Here is a 20391-nt window from a genome sequence, read left to right as displayed (position 1 = left end):
CTCCTGCAGATCCAGCCCACGGGCGGATACCCCGAAGTCGGGGCGCGGCCTCAATCGCGGTCGTCGCGCGTCCAGACGGCGTCGTGTTCGCGCTTCACCGGGAACTTGGGTACCGGCGTATAGGCCGGGGCGCACAGGGCGCGGCCATCGCGCACGTCGAAGCGCGCACCGTGCAGTACGCACTCCACGCTGCCTTCGGCGGTGTTGAATTCGCCAGAGGACAGCTCGAATTCCTCGTGCGTGCACTGGTCTTCCAGCGCGTACAGCTCGCCGTCGAGGTTGAACACCACGATCGGGGTGCCGGTCACCTCGTCGAACACGCTCTTCATTTCACCGGGCAGCAGCTCGTTGCTGGCGCACACGAAGGTCCAGGTATCGCTCACGCGGCCGCTCCGGCCAGCGGTTTTTCCAGGATCTCGAAGCGCAGGTCGTCGCGCTTGGGGATGCCGAAGCGTTCGTCGCCATACGGGAAGGGTTTCTTGATGCCGGTCCGCTGGTAGCCACGACGCTCGTAGAAGGCGATCAGTTCGTCGCGTACGTCGATCACTGTCATCTGCATCACCGGCACGTTCCATTCGCGTGCAGCGTGGGCTTCGGCGGCGACCATCAGCTGCTTGCCGACGCCGCCGCCCTGCTGTGCGGGGTCGACCGAGAACATGCCGAAGTAGCCCTTGCCGTCAACGTCGGCAACGTGGGCGCAGGCGACAAGAAGGCCATCGCGCTCGGCCAGCAGGATGGTGGAGCGCGGGCGGTCCAGGTCGGACTGGATGCCTTCGGCGTCGATGCGGGCGCCATCCAGCAGGTCGGCTTCGGTGGTCCAGCCCACGCGGCTGGCGTCGCCACGGTAGGCCGAGGTGACAAGGGCGATCAGGGCGGGGATGTCGGCCGGCGTGGCGGCGCGGAAGGTCAGGGTGCTCATGGGGGCATTTTAGGTGGGCAGTGGGCGGGCGCAAATGGGGGAGTGGGGTCAGATCCCTTTCGCAACGCGAAAGGGATCTGACCCCGGTATCTACTGACTCAACGGCAGGCCATGGACCGACTGGCGCGGGCCCGGAATCGGCAGATGCTCGGGGTCAGATCCCTTTGCGCAGCGAAGGGCTCTGACCCCTGTTCCCAGGAGAAGCCCATGCCAAGGCCACCACGCATCGATGCGCCCGGTCACCCGCAACATGTCGTTCAACGTGGCAACAATCGCCAGCCCGTGTTTTTCACCGATGGCGACCGTGTGGCCTACCTGCGCCTGCTGTGCCAGCACGCGGACCAGCAGCACTGCCGGGTCCACGCGTACGTGCTGATGGACAATCACGTTCATCTGCTGGTGACGCCTGATGTCTCCGGCGGGCTGTCACGGATGATGCAGGCCGTGAGCCGGACCTACGTGCGGCGGGTGAATGATCGGCAGGTCCGCACGGGAACCCTGTGGGAGGGGCGTTTCTACTCGACGCTGGTCGATACGGATCGCTATCTGCTGGCCTGCCAGCGCTACATCGAGCTCAACCCTGTCCGTGCGGGAAGGGTGGCGCGCCCAGGGGACTATCGCTGGTCGAGCTATCGGGCGAATGCGTACGGCAGGCCGAATGCGCTGCTCAAGCCGCATTCGGCATTCGAACTGATTGCCCTGGATCTGGATGAACGGCGCAGGCGCTATGCGGCGTTCATCGAGGAGGGAATTCCTGCCGCGGATGTGGCGGCGATCCGGCGAGCATTGCGGTCGCAGCGACGGTTGGCCGGTTCGCTAGCGGGGTCAGATCCCTTTCGCGATGCGAAAGGGATCTGACCCCGTCTGCTGGGGTTACCCCAGCAGCTTGCGTACCTTGGTCAGCGCGGTCATGAACCGCTCGATCTCGGCGTGCGTGTTGTAGAACGCCAGCGAGGCGCGGCAGGTGGCGGCGACGCCGAAGTACTGCAGCAGCGGGTGTGCGCAGTGCTGGCCCGAGCGCACGGCCACGCCCTCCAGGTCGAGCAGGGTGGCCAGGTCGTGCGCATGCGCACCATCGATCAGGAACGAGACTACGGCCGCCTTCTCCGGTGCCTGGCCGATGATGCGCAGGCCATCGACGCGGCGCAGCTCTTCGGTGAAGTGCGCCAGCAGTTCGGCTTCGCGCGCTTCCACGTTGTCCTGGCCAAGCTGCTGCAGGTAGTCGGCGGCCACGCCCAGGCCGATGAAACCGGCGATGTTCGGGGTGCCGGCTTCGAACTTGTGCGGGGCGTCGTTGAACACGGTGCCGTCGAAGCTGACTTCCTTGATCATCTCGCCGCCGCCGAGGAACGGTGGCATCGCGTCCAGGTGCTCGCGACGGGCCCACAGCGCGCCGGTACCGGTTGGACCGCACATCTTGTGGCCGGTGATGGCGTAGAAATCGCAGCCGATCGCGGCGACGTCGACCTTGCGGTGCGGCACGGCCTGCGAGCCATCGACCACGGTGATGATGCCGCGCTTGCGCGCTTCGCGGCAGATCTCGCGCACCGGGTTGACCGTGCCCAGCACGTTGGAGACATGGGTGACCGCCAGCAGCTTGACCTCCGGGGTCATCGCCGCGCGCAGCGCATCCAGGTCCAGCGCGCCGTCAGGCGTGATCTCGGCCACGCGGATGGTGGCACCGGTACGCTGCGCGACCAGCTGCCACGGCACGATGTTGGCATGGTGCTCCATGCGCGACACCAGGATCACGTCGCCGGCCTTCAGCCGCGGCAACGCCCACGAATACGCCACCAGGTTGATGGCGAAGGTGGTGCCGCTGCACAGCACCAGCTCGCTGGGGCGCACGTTGAGGAAGCGCGCCAGCGTGTTGCGCGCACCTTCGTAGGCATCGGTGGCTTCGCTGCCCAGTGAATGCACCGCGCGGCTGACGTTGGCGTTGTAACGGCGGTAGAACTCGTCCACCGCGCCGATCACCTGCACCGGCTTCTGGCCGGTGTTGGCGTTGTCGAAATAGACCAGCGGCTTGCCGTGCACTTCGCGCATCAGCAGCGGGAAGTCGAGGCGGACGCGGTCCCAGTCGGGGGCGCCGGTGCGTTCTTCGATCGGGCGCGGCGTGGACAGGTTCATGCCACACCTGCCTCGGCCAGGGCCTTGTCCAAACGGCGTGCCAGCTGCTCGCGCAGGGCTTCCGGCAGGATCTTCAGCGGCTCATGGCAGAACGCAGCGCTCAGCAGCGCCTGCGCCTGGGCCTGCGGCAGGCCGCGCGAGCGCAGGTAGAACAGCGCATTGGCATCGAGCTGGCCAACGGTCGCGCCGTGCGCGGCCTTCACTTCATCGGCGTCGATCACCAGCGTCGGCTGGGTGTCGATCTCGGCGTCCGCCGACAGCAGCAGGTTCTTGTTGGACAGGTTCGCGTCGGTGCCGTCGGCGCCTTCGCGGATCTGGATGCCGCCATGGAACACCACGCGGCTGCGGTTGGCGGCAACGCCGCGCCACAGCAGTTCGCAGGCGGTATCGCGCGCGATGTGGTCGATGCCCAGGCGGGTTTCGACGTGGCGGCGGCCATTGCCGAGCAGCACGCCGTTGGCGGTCAGCTGGGCGTTGTCGCCTTCCAGTCGCACGTTCAGTTCATGGCGGCTGAGCGCGGCGCCCAGTTCCAGGTCGACGCGGTGGTACTGCGCGTCGCGGGCCAACACCGCGTCGGTGCGCAGGAAGCTGGTCTGGCGCGCGCTGCCGGCCTGCACGCGGGCGTGCTTGAGCACGGCGTCGCGCGCGACGTGGGCATGCAGCACGGTGTTGTCCAGGTGGGCGGAGTCACCCACGCTGAAGCGGTGCTCGACCACGCCGAGGCTGGCGCCGGCACGCAGTTCGATCAGGTGGCGGTGATGCCAGGCCAGGTCGGTCTCGCCGGCCACACTGGCGAACACCAGCTGCAGCGGCGCTTCGACCTGCACGCCTTCATTCACGCGCAGCACCACGCCTTCATCGGCCAGCGCGGCATTGAGGCGGGCGAAGATCTCCTCGCTGCGCTCGTAGCGGCGGCCAAGGAAACGCACGGCGTCTTCGCCGCAGGCCAGTGCGGCCGACAGCGGCTGCAGCTGCACGCCGGCCGGCAGGGCCTGCACGTCGCTCAGCGTGGCATCGAGGCGGCCGTTGACGAACACCAGGCGCGGTGCCGGGATGTCGTCCAGCAGCGCGGCGTCCAGCGCCGGGCCCTGCAGCGGTGCCGCAGCAAACGCACGGCGTTCCAGCTGGCGCAGCGAGGTGTACTTCCAGGCTTCATTGCGGGCGGCCGGCAGGCCATCGCGCAGGGCCGCATCCAGCACTTCGCGGCGCGCATCGCTGCCGCAGAAGGCCTGGGCCATCGAGTCGAGCAGGGCGCTCATCAGACCGCCGCCTCGGGCACGACCCGGTCCTTCAGGAAATCATAGCCGTGCGCTTCCAGTTCCAGCGCCAGCTCGGGGCCGCCGCTCTTGACGATGCGGCCATCGGCCAGCACGTGCACCACGTCCGGCTTGATGTAGTCCAGCAGGCGCTGGTAATGGGTGATGACCAGGAACGAACGGTCGGCGGCGCGCAGCGCATTGACGCCGTCGGCCACGCTCTTCAGCGCGTCGATGTCCAGGCCCGAGTCGGTCTCGTCGAGGATGGCCAGCTTCGGTTCCAGCACGGCCAGCTGGAAGATCTCGTTGCGCTTCTTTTCGCCGCCGGAGAAGCCTTCGTTGACGCCACGATGCAGCAGCTCGTCCTTCAGGTGCAGCACGGCCAGCTTCTGGCGCACCAGCTTGAGGAACTGCATGGAGTCGAGTTCGTCCTCGCCGCGTGCCTTGCGCTGGGCGTTCAGTGCCGCGCGCAGGAAGTAGGTGTTGTTCACGCCCGGGATCTCCACCGGGTACTGGAACGCCAGGAACAGGCCGGCAGCGGCACGCGCTTCCGGGTCCTGCTCCAGCAGGTCGACACCGTCGAACTGCACGCTGCCTTCGGTCACTTCGTAGCCGTCGCGGCCGGCCAGGACATTGCCCAGGGTGGACTTGCCGGCGCCGTTCGGGCCCATGATGGCGTGCACCTGGCCGGGCTTCACATCCAGCGACAGGCCCTTGAGGATTTCCTTGTCGCCGATGCGGGCGTGGAGGTTTTCGATCTTCAGCATGGTGGGGGTTTCCGTGGGGCGGGCCAGGGCCCGCCGGTAAAGAGAATGCGTTTGCGAAGGGCAGGGGCGGTCAGCCCACCGAACCTTCCAGCGAGACTTCCAGCAGCTTCTTGGCTTCCACTGCGAACTCCATCGGCAGTTCGCGGAACACCTGCTTGCAGAAGCCGTCGACGATCATCGACACCGCGTCTTCCTGGCTGATGCCACGGGCGCGGCAGTAGAACAGCTGGTCGTCGGAAATCTTGGAGGTGGTGGCCTCGTGCTCGACGGTGGCGCCCGGGTTCTTCACCTCGATGTAGGGGAAGGTGTGGGCACCGCACTGCTTGCCGATCAGCAGCGAATCGCACTGAGTGTAGTTGCGCGCGCCATCAGCATTGCGGTCGACCTTGACCAGGCCGCGGTAGGTGTTCTGGCCGCGGCCGGCGCTGATGCCCTTGCTGACGATCTTGCTCTTGGTGCGCTTGCCGACGTGGATCATCTTGGTGCCGGTGTCGGCCTGCTGCCGGTGATGGGTCAGCGCGACCGAGTGGAACTCACCGACCGAATCGTCGCCCAGCAGCACGCACGAGGGGTACTTCCAGGTGATCGCCGAGCCGGTCTCGACCTGGGTCCAGGTGACCTTGCTGCGCGCGCCACGGCATTCGGCACGCTTGGTGACGAAGTTGTAGATGCCGCCGACGCCGTTCTCGTCGCCCGGGTACCAGTTCTGCACGGTGGAGTACTTGATCTCCGCATCTTCCAGCGCGACCAGCTCGACCACTGCGGCGTGCAGCTGGTTCTCGTCGCGCATCGGCGCGGTGCAGCCTTCCAGGTAGGACACGTAGGCCTTGTCCTCGCACACGATCAGGGTGCGCTCGAACTGGCCGGTGTGACCGGCGTTGATGCGGAAGTAGGTGCTCAGTTCCATCGGGCAGCGCACGCCCTTGGGAATGAACACGAAGCTGCCATCGGAGAACACCGCCGAGTTGAGCGCGGCGAAGTAGTTGTCACCCACCGGCACCACGGTGCCCAGGTACTGGCGCACCAGCTCCGGGTGTTCCTTGATAGCCTCGGACATCGAGCAGAAGATGATGCCCTTCTCGGCCAGTTCCTTGCGGAAGGTGGTACCGACCGACACCGAGTCGAACACCGCATCCACCGCCACGCCGGCCAGCTTGGCGCGCTCGTGCAGTGGCACGCCCAGCTTATCGTAGGTGTCCAGAAGCTCCTTGGGCACGTCATCCAGCGAGGCGTACTTCGGGCCCTTCGGCGCGGAGTAGTAGCTGAGCGCCTGCAGGTCGATCGGGGCGATCTCCAGCTTGGCCCAGTCCGGCATCGGCATGGTCAGGAAGTGGCGGTAGGCGTCCAGGCGCCACTGCGTCATCCACTCCGGCTCGTCCTTCTTGGCCGACAGGGCACGGATGGTGTCCTCGTCCAGGCCCGGCGGCAGGGAGTCCGACTCGATCTCGGTGATGAAGCCGGCCGAATACTTGCGGCCGAGCTGCTCGTGGATCTCGCGGTTGGGGGTGTCGTCGTGGGCGACGTTTTCGATGGTTTCGGTGGCCATGGGGGGGGCTGCCTGTGGATCAGGAGACGACGTCGACAGCGATGGTGCGGCGCTGTTCGTCATCGGCAAGGGGAAGGGGGGGCAGGATCTGCGCAAGACTGACGTCGCGCAGGGCCTCGGAGACCACGTCGTTGATCAACCGCCAGCTGCTGCGCGCGCCGCACTTGGGTGCCATGCCGCACTGGTGGTGGTCGTGGCTGCATTCGGTCAGGGCAAGCGGCCCTTCCATCGCTTCGACCACTTCGAACAGCGAGATCTCGATGGCCGGGCGGGTCAGCCGGTAGCCGCCACGGACGCCGCGCAGGCCTTCGACCAGACCGGCCTGGGCCAGCGGCTTGAGTACCTTGCTGACGGTGGGCGGCTCCAGGCCGGTGAATTCGGCCAGTTCGGTGGCACTGAGCACCTCGCCCGGACGGGCGGCGAGCACGGTCAGCACGACGGTGGCGTAATCGGTGAGCTTGGTGACGCGCAACATGGGGATGCGAGTGGTTCTTAAAGCGGACTGAAATTGTACGCTTTTATTCGCCACCATCCAACCCGGGCATTCAGCCGGCGCTGGGGCCGGGCCGGGAGGCTTTGCCAGCGGGCGCTGCCGGGGGCGCCATGCTGCGCCAACCGGGTGATTTTCGCAATCACCCGGAATGGGCGAGAATCCCTGTTCCATCCGCTGCAAACAGCCCGTGCCGATGCCGAAGAAGATCCAAGCCCGCAAGTCCGCCATCCATGGCAACGGCGTGTTCGCCGTCGCCCCGATCAAGCAGGGCGAGCGCGTGATCCAGTACAAGGGCCTGCTGCGCAGCCATGGCGACGTTGATGCCGATGACAGCGGCGACGTCGAAAGCGGCCATACCTTCCTGTTCACCCTCAATGACGACTGGGTGATCGATGCCAACTACAAGGGCAACGATGCGCGCTGGATCAACCACAGCTGCGACCCGAACTGCGAGGCGGTGATCGAGGAGGATGAGGACGGCGACAGCCGTGGCGACAAGGTGTTCATCGAGGCGCTGCGCGATATCAAGGCTGGCGAAGAGCTGACCTACAACTACGGCATCACGCTGGCCGAGCGCCACACCGCCAAGCTGAAGAAGATCTGGGAATGCCGCTGCGGCTCGCCCAAGTGCACCGGCACCATGCTGCAGCCCAAGCGTTGATCCTTCCGGTAGTGCCGGCCGCTGGCCGGCACGGGTCCTCTCCACCTGCCGTGCACAGCAGGGTCACCGCCGTGCAAGGGCCGTTCGTCCACGCTGTGCACTCCCCCAACTGGAGTACACCCATGGCAGAGCGATTGAAGGGCAAACAGATCGCAATCCTCGCGACCCACGGCTTTGAACAGTCCGAATTGACCGAGCCCAAACGGCTGCTGGAAGCGGAAGGTGCGCGGGTCAGCGTGGTGTCGCCCGCAAAGGAGGCGACCATCAAGGGCTGGAAAGAGAAGAACTGGGGCGACGCCGTCGCGGTCGACATTCCGCTGGACGAGGCGGATCCGGCGGGCTTTGATGCCCTGGTGCTGCCAGGGGGCGTCATCAATCCGGACACACTGCGCACCGACGACGCGGTGCTCAGCTTCATCCGCTCAGTGGATGAAGCCGGCAAGCCCGTCGCGGCGATCTGCCATGGTCCGTGGCTGCTGATCAACAGCGGGCTGGCAGATGGCCGCGAGCTGACCTCCTGGCCCTCCCTTCAGCAGGACCTGGCCAACGCGGGCGCGAACTGGCGCGATGCCGAGGTCGTGGTCGACGGCAACGTGATCACCAGCCGCAAGCCGGATGACATTCCTGCTTTCAGCGAGGCGGTGGTCAAGGCACTCGCCGCGTGATGCCTTGCCGGTAGTGCCGGCCGCCGGCCGGCACTACCTTATTTGCCCAGCAGGCCTGCCGGCACCAGGTTGCCCAGGTTCTGGTTGAAGGTGACCACCAGCTTGCCGTTCTTGACCTGTGCCGCCTGCACCTGCAGCGCGCCGAGCACCCCGGCCACGGCCGGGTCCAGCTTGTAGATCGGTTCGCGCTGGGCGTAGTCGCTCAGCCAGGCATTGAGCAGGCCGCGGGTGCGTGAGTCGAGGCGGCCGCCCTGGTTGGCCGGGGTGAAGTCATCCACGCTGGGCTGCTGCAGGTGGAAGCCCTGGGTCTGCGCGTCGTAGCGCAGGCCGCTGCTGAGCTTCACCGTACCCAGTTTGGCCGGGTTGCCGCCGGCGGTGGCCAGTGCCACGTCCATGCCAAGGTTCAAGCGCTCGCCGGCCGGAAGGCTCAGGTGAGGATGGCTCATGGTCAGGGAGATCAGGCCGCCAAGGGCGTCCTGGGTGCGCGGGAAGCTGCCATCGAGGTACTGCTGCACGTCGCTGGCACCCACCGACAGTTCGCGGCCGGAAATGGAGGGAGCCGCCTGCGCGCCGATCGCAGCGGCGATCAGTACGGTGGAGGCAGCGAGGCGGGTCATCAGGGAACGCAGGCGCATGGCGGTGACCGATGGCAGGGAATGGATGGATCAAAGAGTAGCCGTGCAGGCTGAATCGCGCGTGCATGCGGCTGTAACGGTTCAGTCCAGCATCGGACGCAGTTGCGCCGACTGGATCTGCCAGGCGCTGCCATCGCTGCTGGGTTGCACGCGGTACCAGCCACCGAAGCGGAACGTACCGTTGGCGGTGACCGCGCGGATCTGCACCGGCACTTCAAGCAGCTGCGGTGGCTGCCGATCGTCGCGGGCGAGCGGGGGATCGCTGTGCAGGCGCAGGGTGCGCAGGTCCTGCAGCTGCCGCAGCGCGGCGTCGTCCGCATGCCGCGGGTCGCTGGGCGGGATCGTCCAGGCGGCATCGCTGGCGGCGCGGTCGCGGTTGAGCAACGCCGCTACGTAGCGGTTGAGCATCGTCGATGGCGGCTCGGCACCGTCGGCGACAGCAGACAGCACCGGCATTTCACTTGCCTGCACTGCTGCGGGATCGGGGCCGGTGCGAGTGTCCGCGGCTGCGGTGGCAGCGACGGGAGCGGACGCTGCCGCGATGTCGCCGGTCGTCTGTGCTGCCGGGCGTGAACAGCCCAGCAGCACCAAGGGTGCGATCAGCAACAGGTTCCTGCGCATGTCTGCCTCCTCCGCGAGGCAACCTGGAGGGCGGCAGTGTAGCGATTGCGCCGGGATCAGCGGGAGGAGGGCAGCTGATCCAGAGCGTCCAGCGCTGGCAGGACCTGGCCGGCGATGGCCGCCAGTGCGTGGCCGCCCGTCTCGGCATGGCGCTGCACGATATCGCGCAGCAGCTGGGTGGCGATCACCAGGGTCGCACGCTCGTCGCCGCTGATACCGGCGGTACGCGGGGCCGCCTCCAGCAGGCGCATCAGGTCGCGGCTGGCGCGATGCTCCAGTTCGATGGTGCAGCGCCCTGTGCACTGCAGCCCGTCCTTTTCGATGGGGGTCACCGAGATCCGGTAGCGGGTGGAGGGGCTGGCCATGAGGGTGTGCTCGCCGTAGCTGTGGAGGATGTGCCCACCATAGGCAAGGCCACGGCCTGAGGCGACGGCCGGCGCTGCACGCAGTGTTCCACCCGGTACGTTCCAGCACCTGCCCAAGCCGCGCTCGGCCAGTGGCGACGGGCCTGTACGGGCATTGCCGGGGAGGCGGCAACGCTGTGTTGCGGATTGCCGCAGCGCGACGCATCCACGCATGGCGTGGATCTACCGCCGGGCACGCAAAAAAAACGGGACGACCAGAGCCGTCCCGTCGGAATCCACGTTGGGGCGCGCGCTTACAGCGCGGCGTCCTTCAGCTTCTTCAGCGGACGCACCTTCAGCTTGGTGGTGGCCGGCTTGGCGGCGAACCACTGCTCTTCCTTGGTGAACGGGTTGATGCCCTTGCGCTTCGGCTTGGCCGGCACATTGACGGTGGTGATCTTCAGCAGGCCCGGCAGGGTGAAGGAGCCAGCGCCCTTCTTGTGCACCGAGGAGGCGACGGCGCTTTCCAGCGAGGCCAGCACAGCGCGGACGTCCTTGGCGATGACGCCGGAGGCTTCAGCGATGTGTGCAACCAGGCCGGACTTGGTCAGCACTTCCTTGATCGGCTTCGGAGCGGCCGGCTTGGCGGCTGCCTTCGTCGCGACTTTCTTCGCTGCCTTCTTCGGGGCAGCCTTCTTAGCGGTCTTTGCCATGGTTTCCTGTTCCGTGAACGGTTGGTTGTTTGGTCGGCGCCGAACCCCGTCGGCAAGCGCAATGTAGGGCAACTCTTGGGCGCCGCCAATAGCCCGAAGCGCGGAAAGTGCATGTTTTTTCATATCCAGGCCGATTCAGTACATGGTCGGCGGTGGGGGATGGGGGCACGCCAGCGTGTTCGATCGCCGGCGCCCGCCGATCGGTGGGGTGCGCGAAACCACTGAAAACAAGAGGAAAATGCGTTCCGGGCTGGCGAGGAAGTGTCCACGCGCCGGGCTCGGGGACGACGTCCGGCGTGCGGCGGAGCGACGCAGGGCTAACGCGTGGCGTGCGAGGGTAGCCGTTCATCACCGCCACGCAGGAGCAGCACAATGGGAATCTCGCGACACGCCACCGCGCACTGGGAAGGCGATCTGAAGACGGGCAAGGGCCAGTTGAGCACGCCGCAGAGTGGGCTGCTGGAGAAGACCCGCTACGGTTTCAACAGCCGCTTCGGCGACGAAAAGGGCACCAATCCGGAAGAGCTGATCGCCGCCGCGCACGCGGGTTGTTTCACCATGGCGCTGTCGGCCAAGCTCGGCGAAGCAGGCTTCACCCCGACCTCGCTGGACACCGAAGCCAAGGTCGACCTGTCGCTGGAAGGTGGTCCGCAGCTGTCGCAGATCCGCCTGAAGGTCAGGGCGGTGGTGCCCGGCATCGATGCGACGCAGTTCCGTGCCATTGCCGATGACGCCAAGCAGAACTGCCCGGTATCCAAGGCGCTGAGCGCGGTGCCGATCAGCCTGGAAGCCGAACTGGGCTGAGCCGGCGCATCTGTAGAGCCGAGCCCATGCTCGGCTTCTGCAGGTCCCGTGATCTGGCCGAGGAGCGGCCGAGCGTGGGCTCGGCTCTACAGTATCCCTTTACCAATCAAGGGTGCCGGTGATCACCGTCTGCACCTGGCCGCCCGACCAGACCTCGCCGTCCTCGTCGACCCGCAGGGTCAGGCGCGCATCGTGGCCGACTTCGCGGCCCTGGCTGACTTCGAACGGCGCACGGCCACGTGGCAGCGCGTCGCGCAGGTCCAGCCACGCGGCCAGCACTGCATTGGCGGCCCCCGAGGCGGCGTCCTCGAAGCGCCGACCATTGCCGACGAAAGCGCGCACGGCCAGATCGAATCCCTCACTGCCATCGCTGAAGGCATAGGCGAACACGCCCATGCTGTCGGTGGACTCGGCCAGCGCAGCCACCGCGTCCCAGTCAGGGCGCAGCGCGCGTAGTGCTGCTTCATCGGCCACCTGCACCACCCACCAGCTGCGTCCGCCCTGCATGCGCGCCGGCGGCAGCGAGCCCAGTGGCCAGTCCTTCAGTGCTGCCCGCAGGCGCGGATCGGTGGCTTCAGCGGTCTCCGCCAACTGCGCGCGCGGGGTGCGGATGGCGATGCGCTGCTGCGCGCCCTCACCGCTGACGCGCAGCGGCAGGGCGCCGGCAATGCCGTCCTGCACCAGCACGCCATCGATCGGTGTGGCCAGGCCTGCCTGCAGCACCGCATGCGCCGTGCCGACGCTGGGGTGGCCGGCGAACGGCACTTCCTTCTGCGGGCTGAACATGCGCAGCCGGTAGCTGGCACCGGCGGCCTGGGGCGGGAACACGAAGGTGGTCTCGGGCAGGCGCGTCCAGCGTGCGATGGCCTGCATGCTGGCGTCGTCCAGGCCTTCGGCATCGAGTACCACGGCCAGCGGGTTGCCAGCGCCGGCGCGCGGGGAGAACACATCCAGCTGCAGGAAACGGCGGGTGGTCATCGGGGCGAAACTCCAGGATCGGGTGGCGCGCAGCTTAACGCGCGGTTGTAGAGCCGAGCCCATGCTCGGCTGTGTCGGGGTGTGAGAAGAAGCAGCCGAGCGTGGGCTCGGCTCTACAGCCAACGGATCTGGCCGTCGATGACCGGCTGCACCTGGCCGCCGATCCACACCGTGCCCTGCGCATCGACCTGTACCTGCACGCGACCATCGCGACCGACTTCGCGGCCCTGGCTGGCCACGTAGCGGCCCTCGCGGCCGGGCAGGGCATTGCGCTGCCGCAGCCAGGCGCCGATCAGTGCATTGGCACTGCCGGTCACGGGATCCTCGGGCACGGCGGGCGCATCAGCGGGGCAGAAGGCACGCACCACGCGGGTGTGGCCGGTGCCGGCTTCATCGGCGAAGACGGCCAGGCCTGTAGCGTCGGTGGCGAGGCTCCAGTCGGCCAGCGCGGCCATGTCCGGCAGCAGGCTGCGCACGGCGTTGGCATCGCGCAGTGGCAGCAGCCACCAGCGTGCGCCGTTGTCCCAGAGTTCGGGCACCTGCCCGTCGGCAGCGAGCGCCAACAGCGCGGCGGGCGCTCCGCCTGCCTCCGTGTCCAGTTGCCGTGCCGGCGGGCTGGCCAGCTGGATCTCCAGTGCCTCGGCCGGGCCGCTCACCCGTACTGGCAGCACCCCTGCCGCGCATTGCTGCAGCAGGGCGCCGTCGCGCGGTTGGGCCAGGCCGCAGGTCACCGCCGCCCAGGCGGCGCCGACGCTGGGGTGGCCGGCGAAGGCCAGCTCACGGGTCGTGGTGAAGATGCGGATGTGGTAATCGGCGCCGGGCGCGGTGGGGCGCAGGAAGAACACCGTCTCGGACAGATTCAGCCAGGCAGCCAGGGCCTGCATCTGGCTGCTGGAGAGCGCGTCGGCGTCCAGGATGACGCCCAGTGGATTGCCGGTTCCGGGGCGGGGGGCGAAGACATCGAGCTGCAGGTAACGGAGGACGGCCATCTACGGGGACATTGCGCTTAGAATCAAAGGTTCCGCCCCCCGAGGGCGGCTTCCCCACATTCTACATAGCCAATCCATGTCAGCTTCCCCCCTTGTCGATCGTTGGATCGTACTGAAGTTCGGCGGCACCTCGGTGTCGCGTCGTCACCGCTGGGACACGATCGGGAAGCTGGCGAAAAAACGCGCGGAAGAGACCGGATCGCGCGTGCTGGTGGTGGTATCGGCGCTGTCCGGGGTCACCAACGAACTGACCGCGATCGCTGATGGCGCGCCGGACAGCGGTGATCGCGTGGCAGCGCTTGTCGAGCGCCATGAGGGCTTCCTGGCCGAACTCGGCCTGGGCCGCGAGGTGCTGGCTGAACGGCTGGCGGCGCTGCAGGGCCTGCTCGACGATGCGCGGGCGGCCACCCGTCCGCTGGATTGGCAGGCCGAAGTGCTGGGCCAGGGCGAGCTGCTGTCCTCCACCCTGGGCGCGGCCTATCTGCGCGCCTCGGGCCTGGACATGGGCTGGATGGACGCCCGCCAGTGGCTGGACGCGATGCCGCCGCAGCCGAACCAGAGCGACTGGTCGCAGCGCCTGTCGGTGAACTGCCAGTGGCGCGCCGACGCGGAGTGGATGCAGCGCTTCCGCGCGCAGCCGACCCGCCTGCTGATCACCCAGGGCTTCATTTCGCGGCATGCCGATGGCGGTACCGCCATCCTTGGCCGTGGTGGCTCGGATACCTCGGCGGCGTACTTCGGTGCGCTGCTCGGCGCCAGCCGGGTGGAGATCTGGACCGATGTGCCGGGCATGTTCAGCGCCAATCCGAAGGACGTGCCGGACGCGCGCCTGCTGACCCGCCTGGACTATTACGAGGCGCAGGAAATCGCCACCACCGGCGCCAAGGTGCTGCACCCGCGCTCGATCAAGCCGTGCCGCGATGCCGGCGTGCCGATGGCCATCCTCGATACCGAGCGCCCGGAACTGCCGGGCACCAGCATCGATGGCAGCGCCGCACCGGTGCCGGGGGTGAAGGCGATCAGCCGCCGCAATGGCATCGTGCTGGTGTCGATGGAAGGCATCGGCATGTGGCAGCAGGTCGGCTTCCTGGCCGATGTGTTCAACCTGTTCAAGAAGCACGGCCTGTCGGTGGACCTGATCGGTTCGGCCGAGACCAACGTCACCGTGTCGCTGGACCCGTCCGAGAACCTGGTCAACACCGATGTGCTGGCCGCGCTGTCGGCCGACCTGTCGCAGATCTGCAAGGTGAAGGTGATCGTGCCGTGCGCGGCGATCACCCTGGTGGGCCGCGGCATGCGGTCGCTGCTGCACAAGCTGTCGGACGTGTGGGCGACCTTCGGCCGCGAGCGCGTACACATGATCTCGCAGTCGTCCAACGACCTGAACCTGACCTTCGTCATCGACGAGGCCGATGCCGATGGCCTGCTGCCGATCCTGCACGCAGAGCTGATCGACAGCGGCGCGATGCCGGTGGAGGAGACCGAAGTGTTCGGCCCGCGCTGGCGCGAGATTGCCGGCACCGTGCGCCCGCGCGGCACGCCGTGGTGGCGCGGCCAGCGTGCGCACCTGCTGCAGCTGGCCGATGCCGGTACGCCGCGCTACGTCTACCACCTGCCGACGGTGCGCGCCCGCGCCCGTGCACTGGCCGCAATCAAGCCGATCGACCAGCGTTACTACGCGATCAAGGCCAACAGCCACCCGGCCATCCTGCAGCTGCTGGAAGCCGAAGGCTTCGGCCTGGAGTGCGTGTCGCATGGCGAGCTGAAGCATGTGTTCCAGCACCTGCCGGAACTGTCGCCCAAGCGCGTGCTGTTCACCCCCAGCTTCTGCCCGCGCAGCGAGTACGAGGCGGCGTTTGCGCTGGGCGTGACCGTGACCGTCGACAACGTGGAAGCGCTGCAGCGCTGGCCGGACCTGTTCCGCAACCGCGAGCTGTGGCTGCGCGTCGATCTGGGCCGGGGCGAGGGCCACCACGCCAAGGTCCGTACCGGTGGCAAGGAGTCCAAGTTCGGCCTGCCGATCGCCCGCGTCGACGAGTTCGTGCGCGCGGCCACCGACCTGGGCAGCCGCGTGGTGGGCCTGCATGCGCACCTGGGCAGCGGCGTGGAAACCGCGCAGCACTGGCGGCTGATGTGCGATGAGCTGGCCGGTTTCGCCCGCCGCATCGGCAGCGTACAGACCATCGACATCGGTGGCGGCCTGCCGATTCCGTACAGCGACGAAGACGAACCCTTCGACCTGGACGCCTGGGCCGAGGGCCTGGCCGAGGTCAAGGCGCTGCACCCGGCATTCCGCCTGGCGATCGAGCCGGGTCGCTACCTGGTGGCCGAATCGGGCGTGCTGCTGACCCATGCCACCCAGGTGGTGGAGAAGGACGGCGTGCGCCGTGTCGGCCTGGACGCCGGCATGAACGCACTGATGCGCCCGGCGCTGTACGACGCCTGGCATGACATCGAGAATCTCAGCCGCCAGGGCGGTTATGCCGAAGCGGCGTTCGATGTGGTCGGGCCGATCTGTGAATCCAGCGATGTGTTCGGCAAGCGCCGCAAGCTGCCGGTGTCCACTGCGCCGGACGACGTGATGCTGATCGCCGATGCCGGTGCCTACGGCTATGTGATGGCCAACACCTACAACCAGCGGAAGCTGCCGCGCGAAGACGTGATCGAATGACCACCGCGCGCGCCCTGCACCCGCCCACCGACACGCCCCGCGCCCTCGCGCGGGCCCGTGCCTGACCGGATACACCATGACTGCTTTCGACAAACACCAGGTTTCCCGCTTCCGCTTCGTCCACTGCGACTTCGCAGCGGATACCGGCGTGGCCCGGCTGGTCTATGCCTTCGACGACGGCCCGGAGATGGTGGAGACCATCACTGTGCCGGGTGCCCCGTTCGTGCTGGACGAGGCGCGCGCCGCTGCCGTGCAGCGTGCGCTGCAGCTGCTGCACCTGATTGCCGGCGTCAGCTACTACAAGGCCGGCGTACCGGATACGGTCAGCATCGACAGTTACAGCATCGATGCCGATACCGCCGCACTGGTGGAGACCATTTACCTCAATGGCCTGGGCGAATTCGCCTACCGTAACGGCCTGGACCTGCGCGGCCGCTTCCGGTTGCCGGTGCAGGGCGAGGCCGTGCAGGCGCCGGCGCTGGGCCTGCAGCCGCACGCACTGGTGGCCATCGGCGGCGGCAAGGATTCGCTGGTCAGCATCGAAGCGCTGCGCCGTGCCGGCGTCGACGAGACCGTGACCTGGATCGGTGGCTCGCAGCTGATCCGTGCGTGCGCCGAGCGCACCGGCCTGCCGACATTGAACCTGGGCCGCACGCTGGCACCGGAACTGTTCGAGTTGAACCGCCAGGGTGCCTGGAACGGCCATATCCCGGTGACGGTGGTGAACTCGGCAATCATGGTGCTGGCCGCCCTGCTGCACGGCGTGGACCAGGTCGTGTTCTCCAACGAGCGTTCGGCCAGCTACGGCAGCCAGATTCCGGGCACCGGCGAAGTGAACCACCAGTGGTCCAAGGGCTGGGCCTGCGAGCAGGCGTTCGGCAGCCATGTGCGGAAGTACGTGGCGGCGGATCTGCAGTACTACTCGCTGCTGCGACCGATGTCCGAGCTGGCGGTGGCCCGCCAGTTCGCCAAGACTGATTTCTACGACGCGCACTTCTCCAGCTGCAACCGCAATTTCCACATCCTCGGCGAGCGCCCGGTGAACCGCTGGTGTGGCGTCTGCCCGAAGTGCCATTTCGTGTTCCTGGCGCTGGCCCCGTTCATGCCCAAGACGCGCCTGGTGCGCATCTTCGGCCGCAACCTGCTGGACGATGCCGAGCAGGCCGGTGGCTTCGATGCGCTGCTGGAATTCCAGGACCACAAGCCGTTCGAGTGCGTGGGTGAAGGCCGCGAATCGCGTGCGGCGATGGCGACGCTGGCGCAGCGCCCGGAGTGGAAGGAAGACGTGCTGGTGAAGCGCTTCTGCAACGAGATCCAGCCGCAGCTGGATGCCGCCGAACTGGAACTGGCACCGCTGCTGCAACTGCAGGGCGAGCACCGCGTTCCGGCTGCGCTGTGGGAACGGGTGCGTGAAGATTTCGAAGCTTGAAGGAAAGCGCGTCGCGCTGTGGGGCTGGGGCCGCGAGGGCCGCGCCGCGTTTGCGGTGCTGCGTGAGCGCCTGCCCACGCTGCCGCTGAGCCTGTTCTGCCCGGCGGCCGAAGTCGGGGCCGCACGCGTGGAAACACAGGGCGCGCTGGACGTGCGTGGCGAGCCTTCTGCCGAAGCGCTGGCCGCGTTCGACGTGGTGATCAAATCGCCCGGGATCAGTCCCTATCAGCCGATCGCGCTGGCGGCGGCAGCACAGGGCACCACCTTCATCGGCGGCACCGCGCTGTGGTTCGCCGAACACGCGGCCGACGATGGCATCGTGCACGACACCGTGTGCGTGACCGGCACCAAGGGCAAGAGCACCACCACCGCGCTGGTCGCGCACCTGTTGCGCGCGGCCGGCCACCGCACCGGACTGGTCGGCAACATCGGCCTGCCGCTGCTGGAGGTGCTGGACCCGCAGCCGGCGCCCGAGTACTGGGCCGTCGAGCTGTCCAGCTACCAGACCGGTGAAGTGGCGCGCAGTGGCGCCCACCCGCAGGTGGCAGTGGTGCTGAACCTGTTCCCGGAACACCTGGATTGGCACGGCAGCGAACAACGTTACATCGAGGACAAGCTGCGGCTGGTGACGGAAGCCGCGCCGCGCATTGCCGTGCTCAATGCCGCCGATCCGCACTTGGCGGCACTGTCGCTGCCCGATAGTGAGGTGGTCTGGTTCAACCAGCCGCAAGGCTGGCATATGCGGAGCGACATCGTGCATCGCGGCGAACAGGCGGTGTTCGATACTCGCAACACGCCGCTGCCGGGCCGCCACAACCGCGGCAACCTGTGCGCGGTGCTGGCCGCGCTGGAGGCACTGGGCCTGGACGCGGTGGCGCTGGCACCGGCGGTGCAGGATTTCCGCCCGCTGCCGAACCGCCTGCAGCGCATCGGCGTGGCCGATGGCCTGACCTACGTCAACGATTCGATCAGCACCACGCCGCACGCCAGCCTGGCCGCGCTGGAGTGCTTCGCCGGGCAGCGCATCGCGCTGCTGGTGGGCGGGCACGACCGTGGCCTGGACTGGACCGACTTCGTGCAGCACATGGCGCACGACGTGCCGCCGGTGGAGATCGTGACCATGGGCAGCAACGGCCCGCGCATCCACGCGATGCTGCAGCCGCTGGCCGATGCCGGCCGCTTTGGCCTGCACGCTGCGGGCGATCTCGCCGAGGCGATGGCGTTGGCGCGCACGGCGCTGGGCGCACAGGGCGGGGTGGTGCTGCTGTCGCCGGGTGCGCCGAGCTTCGGGGCCTACCGCGATTACGTGGCGCGCGGACGCCATTTCGCCGAACTGGCTGGGTTCGATCCGGACAGCATCAGCGCGATTCCGGGGTTGGGCATCGCCTGACCGGCGGGATCGGGGTCGGATCCCTTTCCTCAGGAAAGGGCTCTGACCCCGGCGAGTTACCATGGGGCGCATCCCCGGACGGACCCGGATAGCCGCATGTGCACCTTCATTACCCTGTTCCTGCCCGCATCCTTATCGCACGTTGAAGCCGCCGCGATCATGCAGCGCAGTGGCCGGCGCCTGTTTGCGCAGGATTCGCCCAGCCTGCAGTCAGCGGTGGGCCCGGATTGGCAGCCGTGGCTGAGTGCCGCGCACTGCGATTGCGGCACGTCGCTGGCCTCGGCGCAGGCGGTTCGTGAGTGGAACGGCGATGATGCCGAACGCTGGCGCAGGAAGGGCTGGAGCGAAGCGAAGATCGCGCGCGCGTTGGCGGCGCAGTTGGCGCGGCATGAACAGGATCAGCAGGCACGCCGCGATGAAGCCCTGGACGATGCCGGCCAGTGGTTGCAGCGTATCGACGCGCTGTTGCAGGCTGGGGCCGCGCGCATCGGCCTGCTGGTGCGCGACTATGACGGTTCGGTGGGTGCCCGGCAGCCGAAGCCGCCGGAACGGCGCTGGTCGCGCGCGCATCTGGCGGCGTCGGATCTGCTGGCATTCGAGCCGGGCACGTTGCACTGGATCGAGCGTGGGTAGTGCCGGCCGCTGGCCGGCAACCTGCGGGGAAATTCATCCACGCATGGCGTGGCTCTACTGTAGCGCCGAGCCCACGCTCGGCGGCCTTCATTCGTCTTCGTCGATGAACGCGTAACCGCCGTCAATGAGCTGCTGCAGGTACGCATCGAAGCTCGGCGCAATGACTGCATAGCTGTCCGGATCGTGCAGGTAGCGCACCACCTGGCCGACGGTGCCACCCGGTGCCGGATCGAAATCCAGGTACAGCATCGAGGTGCCGCCGTTGTTCATGCAGTGCGAGAAGCACAGGCGCCTGCTCATCGGCAGATCACCGTCGATGCCTTTACCCAGGATCTCCGGCTCGTCATCCAGCCACTCTTCGTAGATGGAACGGATGCTGTCGTCCCACTGCTGCTGGTCCTCGAAGATCTGCGCGACCGAGCGCAGGTAGTACGGGTAGCCACCGTCCTCCACGTCCGAGCCCAGCATCAGTACGCAGACCTTGCCGCCGGGGTACTCCCGGTAGTGGGTGCCATCCACGCGCGATAGGAGTTCCACCAGGCTGCCCGGCACCTGCGGCCACTGCACACGCAGGCGCTGCAGGTCCTCGGCGCTGGCGCCCTGGACATGTGCCCACTGCGGGGCATCCTCGGCAGGCAAACGCGGGATCAGGCCAGACAGAAAGCGATCAACAAGATTCATGCGAAAAAAGGGGACGGAGGGGATTAAGTCGTATCCAACCACACTTGCGTCACGCCGCCAATGCAG

The 20391-nt window shown here is 67.5% G+C and carries 22 protein-coding genes; 8 read left to right on the top strand and 14 right to left on the bottom strand.

The window, feature by feature from the left end:
• Positions 1-50: 50 nt before the first annotated feature.
• Positions 51-383 (bottom strand): non-heme iron oxygenase ferredoxin subunit, encoded by a 333-nt coding sequence (locus AC5P7S_RS06725; RefSeq protein ID WP_005415593.1) that lies wholly within the window; start codon positions 381-383, stop codon positions 51-53.
• The gene (locus AC5P7S_RS06720; RefSeq protein ID WP_095376986.1) at positions 380-919 is read right to left on the bottom strand and encodes a GNAT family N-acetyltransferase; all 540 of its coding nucleotides are present in this window, start codon (positions 917-919) and stop codon (positions 380-382) included. Before AC5P7S_RS06720 ends, AC5P7S_RS06725 begins: the two co-directional genes overlap by 4 nt.
• 207 nt (positions 920-1126) lie before the next feature.
• Here AC5P7S_RS06720 and AC5P7S_RS06715 point away from each other — a divergent pair, with 207 nt between their 5' ends.
• A complete protein-coding gene (locus tag AC5P7S_RS06715; RefSeq protein ID WP_095376985.1) occupies positions 1127-1777 on the top strand; it encodes a transposase in 651 nt (216 codons plus the stop codon).
• 15 nt (positions 1778-1792) lie between these two features.
• Here AC5P7S_RS06715 and AC5P7S_RS06710 read toward each other — a convergent pair whose 3' ends face one another.
• The 5 genes from AC5P7S_RS06710 to AC5P7S_RS06690 all read right to left on the bottom strand — a co-directional run bounded on the left by AC5P7S_RS06710 (position 1793) and on the right by AC5P7S_RS06690 (position 7093).
• A complete protein-coding gene (locus AC5P7S_RS06710; RefSeq protein WP_095376984.1) occupies positions 1793-3049 on the bottom strand; it encodes a cysteine desulfurase in 1257 nt (418 codons plus the stop codon).
• Positions 3046-4308 carry a Fe-S cluster assembly protein SufD gene (gene sufD, locus AC5P7S_RS06705; RefSeq protein WP_095376983.1) on the bottom strand — a complete coding sequence of 421 codons (1263 nt, stop codon included), beginning with the start codon at positions 4306-4308 and terminating at the stop codon, positions 3046-3048. Before sufD ends, AC5P7S_RS06710 begins: the two co-directional genes overlap by 4 nt.
• Positions 4308-5072, bottom strand: coding sequence for a Fe-S cluster assembly ATPase SufC (sufC, locus tag AC5P7S_RS06700; protein ID WP_005415598.1), 765 nt, complete (start codon positions 5070-5072; stop codon positions 4308-4310). The genes sufD and sufC overlap by 1 nt, the downstream gene beginning before the upstream one ends.
• A gap of 70 nt (positions 5073-5142) precedes the next feature.
• Positions 5143-6618: a Fe-S cluster assembly protein SufB gene (gene sufB, locus AC5P7S_RS06695; protein WP_072168626.1), complete on the bottom strand. Its 1476-nt coding sequence runs from the start codon at positions 6616-6618 to the stop codon at positions 5143-5145.
• Positions 6619-6637: 19 nt separating this feature from the next.
• A complete protein-coding gene (locus tag AC5P7S_RS06690) occupies positions 6638-7093 on the bottom strand; it encodes an SUF system Fe-S cluster assembly regulator (RefSeq protein WP_049414161.1) in 456 nt (151 codons plus the stop codon).
• Between the two features lie 211 nt (positions 7094-7304).
• Between AC5P7S_RS06690 and AC5P7S_RS06685 the strand changes: the two genes are divergently transcribed.
• On the top strand, positions 7305-7772 hold the full coding sequence (locus AC5P7S_RS06685) for an SET domain-containing protein (protein ID WP_012479369.1): 468 nt from the start codon (positions 7305-7307) through the stop codon (positions 7770-7772).
• A gap of 122 nt (positions 7773-7894) precedes the next feature.
• A complete protein-coding gene (locus tag AC5P7S_RS06680) occupies positions 7895-8437 on the top strand; it encodes a type 1 glutamine amidotransferase domain-containing protein (protein ID WP_005415602.1) in 543 nt (180 codons plus the stop codon).
• 38 nt (positions 8438-8475) lie between these two features.
• Here the strand turns inward: AC5P7S_RS06680 and AC5P7S_RS06675 are convergent, their stop codons facing one another.
• From AC5P7S_RS06675 to AC5P7S_RS06660, 4 genes are all read right to left on the bottom strand, one after another.
• Positions 8476-9072 carry a YceB family lipoprotein gene (locus tag AC5P7S_RS06675; RefSeq protein WP_095376982.1) on the bottom strand — a complete coding sequence of 199 codons (597 nt, stop codon included), beginning with the start codon at positions 9070-9072 and terminating at the stop codon, positions 8476-8478.
• 81 nt (positions 9073-9153) lie between these two features.
• Positions 9154-9693 (bottom strand): hypothetical protein, encoded by a 540-nt coding sequence (locus AC5P7S_RS06670; protein ID WP_065177922.1) that lies wholly within the window; start codon positions 9691-9693, stop codon positions 9154-9156.
• Between the two features lie 56 nt (positions 9694-9749).
• The gene (locus tag AC5P7S_RS06665; RefSeq protein ID WP_005415605.1) at positions 9750-10058 is read right to left on the bottom strand and encodes a DUF3861 family protein; all 309 of its coding nucleotides are present in this window, start codon (positions 10056-10058) and stop codon (positions 9750-9752) included.
• Positions 10059-10351: 293 nt separating this feature from the next.
• Entirely contained in the window at positions 10352-10750 is a 399-nt protein-coding gene (locus AC5P7S_RS06660) for an HU family DNA-binding protein (protein WP_005415606.1), read from the bottom strand.
• Between the two features lie 372 nt (positions 10751-11122).
• Here AC5P7S_RS06660 and AC5P7S_RS06655 point away from each other — a divergent pair, with 372 nt between their 5' ends.
• Positions 11123-11554 carry an OsmC family protein gene (locus AC5P7S_RS06655; RefSeq protein ID WP_005415607.1) on the top strand — a complete coding sequence of 144 codons (432 nt, stop codon included), beginning with the start codon at positions 11123-11125 and terminating at the stop codon, positions 11552-11554.
• A gap of 99 nt (positions 11555-11653) precedes the next feature.
• On the opposite strand, the gene AC5P7S_RS06650 is transcribed toward AC5P7S_RS06655, so the two are convergent.
• Both AC5P7S_RS06650 and AC5P7S_RS06645 read right to left on the bottom strand, forming a co-directional pair.
• Complete coding sequence (locus AC5P7S_RS06650) at positions 11654-12532, bottom strand: PhzF family phenazine biosynthesis protein (RefSeq protein ID WP_053496865.1); 879 nt, start codon at positions 12530-12532, stop codon at positions 11654-11656.
• Between the two features lie 113 nt (positions 12533-12645).
• A complete protein-coding gene (locus tag AC5P7S_RS06645; protein WP_095376981.1) occupies positions 12646-13521 on the bottom strand; it encodes a PhzF family phenazine biosynthesis protein in 876 nt (291 codons plus the stop codon).
• A gap of 76 nt (positions 13522-13597) precedes the next feature.
• Between AC5P7S_RS06645 and AC5P7S_RS06640 the strand changes: the two genes are divergently transcribed.
• The 4 genes from AC5P7S_RS06640 (at position 13598) to AC5P7S_RS06625 (ending at position 19644) form a co-directional block, all read left to right on the top strand.
• Positions 13598-16192, top strand: a complete 2595-nt coding sequence (locus AC5P7S_RS06640; RefSeq protein ID WP_095376980.1) for a bifunctional aspartate kinase/diaminopimelate decarboxylase — start codon at positions 13598-13600, stop codon at positions 16190-16192.
• A 76-nt stretch (positions 16193-16268) separates the two neighbouring features.
• Positions 16269-17621: a UDP-N-acetyl-alpha-D-muramoyl-L-alanyl-L-glutamate epimerase gene (murL, locus tag AC5P7S_RS06635; protein ID WP_095376979.1), complete on the top strand. Its 1353-nt coding sequence runs from the start codon at positions 16269-16271 to the stop codon at positions 17619-17621.
• Positions 17602-19011, top strand: a complete 1410-nt coding sequence (murD, locus tag AC5P7S_RS06630; RefSeq protein WP_095376978.1) for a UDP-N-acetylmuramoyl-L-alanine--D-glutamate ligase — start codon at positions 17602-17604, stop codon at positions 19009-19011. Before murL ends, murD begins: the two co-directional genes overlap by 20 nt.
• Before the next feature lie 96 nt (positions 19012-19107).
• Positions 19108-19644, top strand: coding sequence for a hypothetical protein (locus tag AC5P7S_RS06625; RefSeq protein ID WP_065177914.1), 537 nt, complete (start codon positions 19108-19110; stop codon positions 19642-19644).
• A gap of 87 nt (positions 19645-19731) precedes the next feature.
• Here the strand turns inward: AC5P7S_RS06625 and AC5P7S_RS06620 are convergent, their stop codons facing one another.
• Positions 19732-20325: an SMI1/KNR4 family protein gene (locus AC5P7S_RS06620; RefSeq protein ID WP_095376977.1), complete on the bottom strand. Its 594-nt coding sequence runs from the start codon at positions 20323-20325 to the stop codon at positions 19732-19734.
• Positions 20326-20391: the final 66 nt, after the last annotated feature.

The sequence above is a fragment of the Stenotrophomonas sp. YJH_SMC_32 genome (assembly GCF_059369975.1).
The sequence above is the reverse complement of the archived record's forward strand: the minus strand, read 5'-3'. Positions and strand labels throughout refer to the sequence as shown.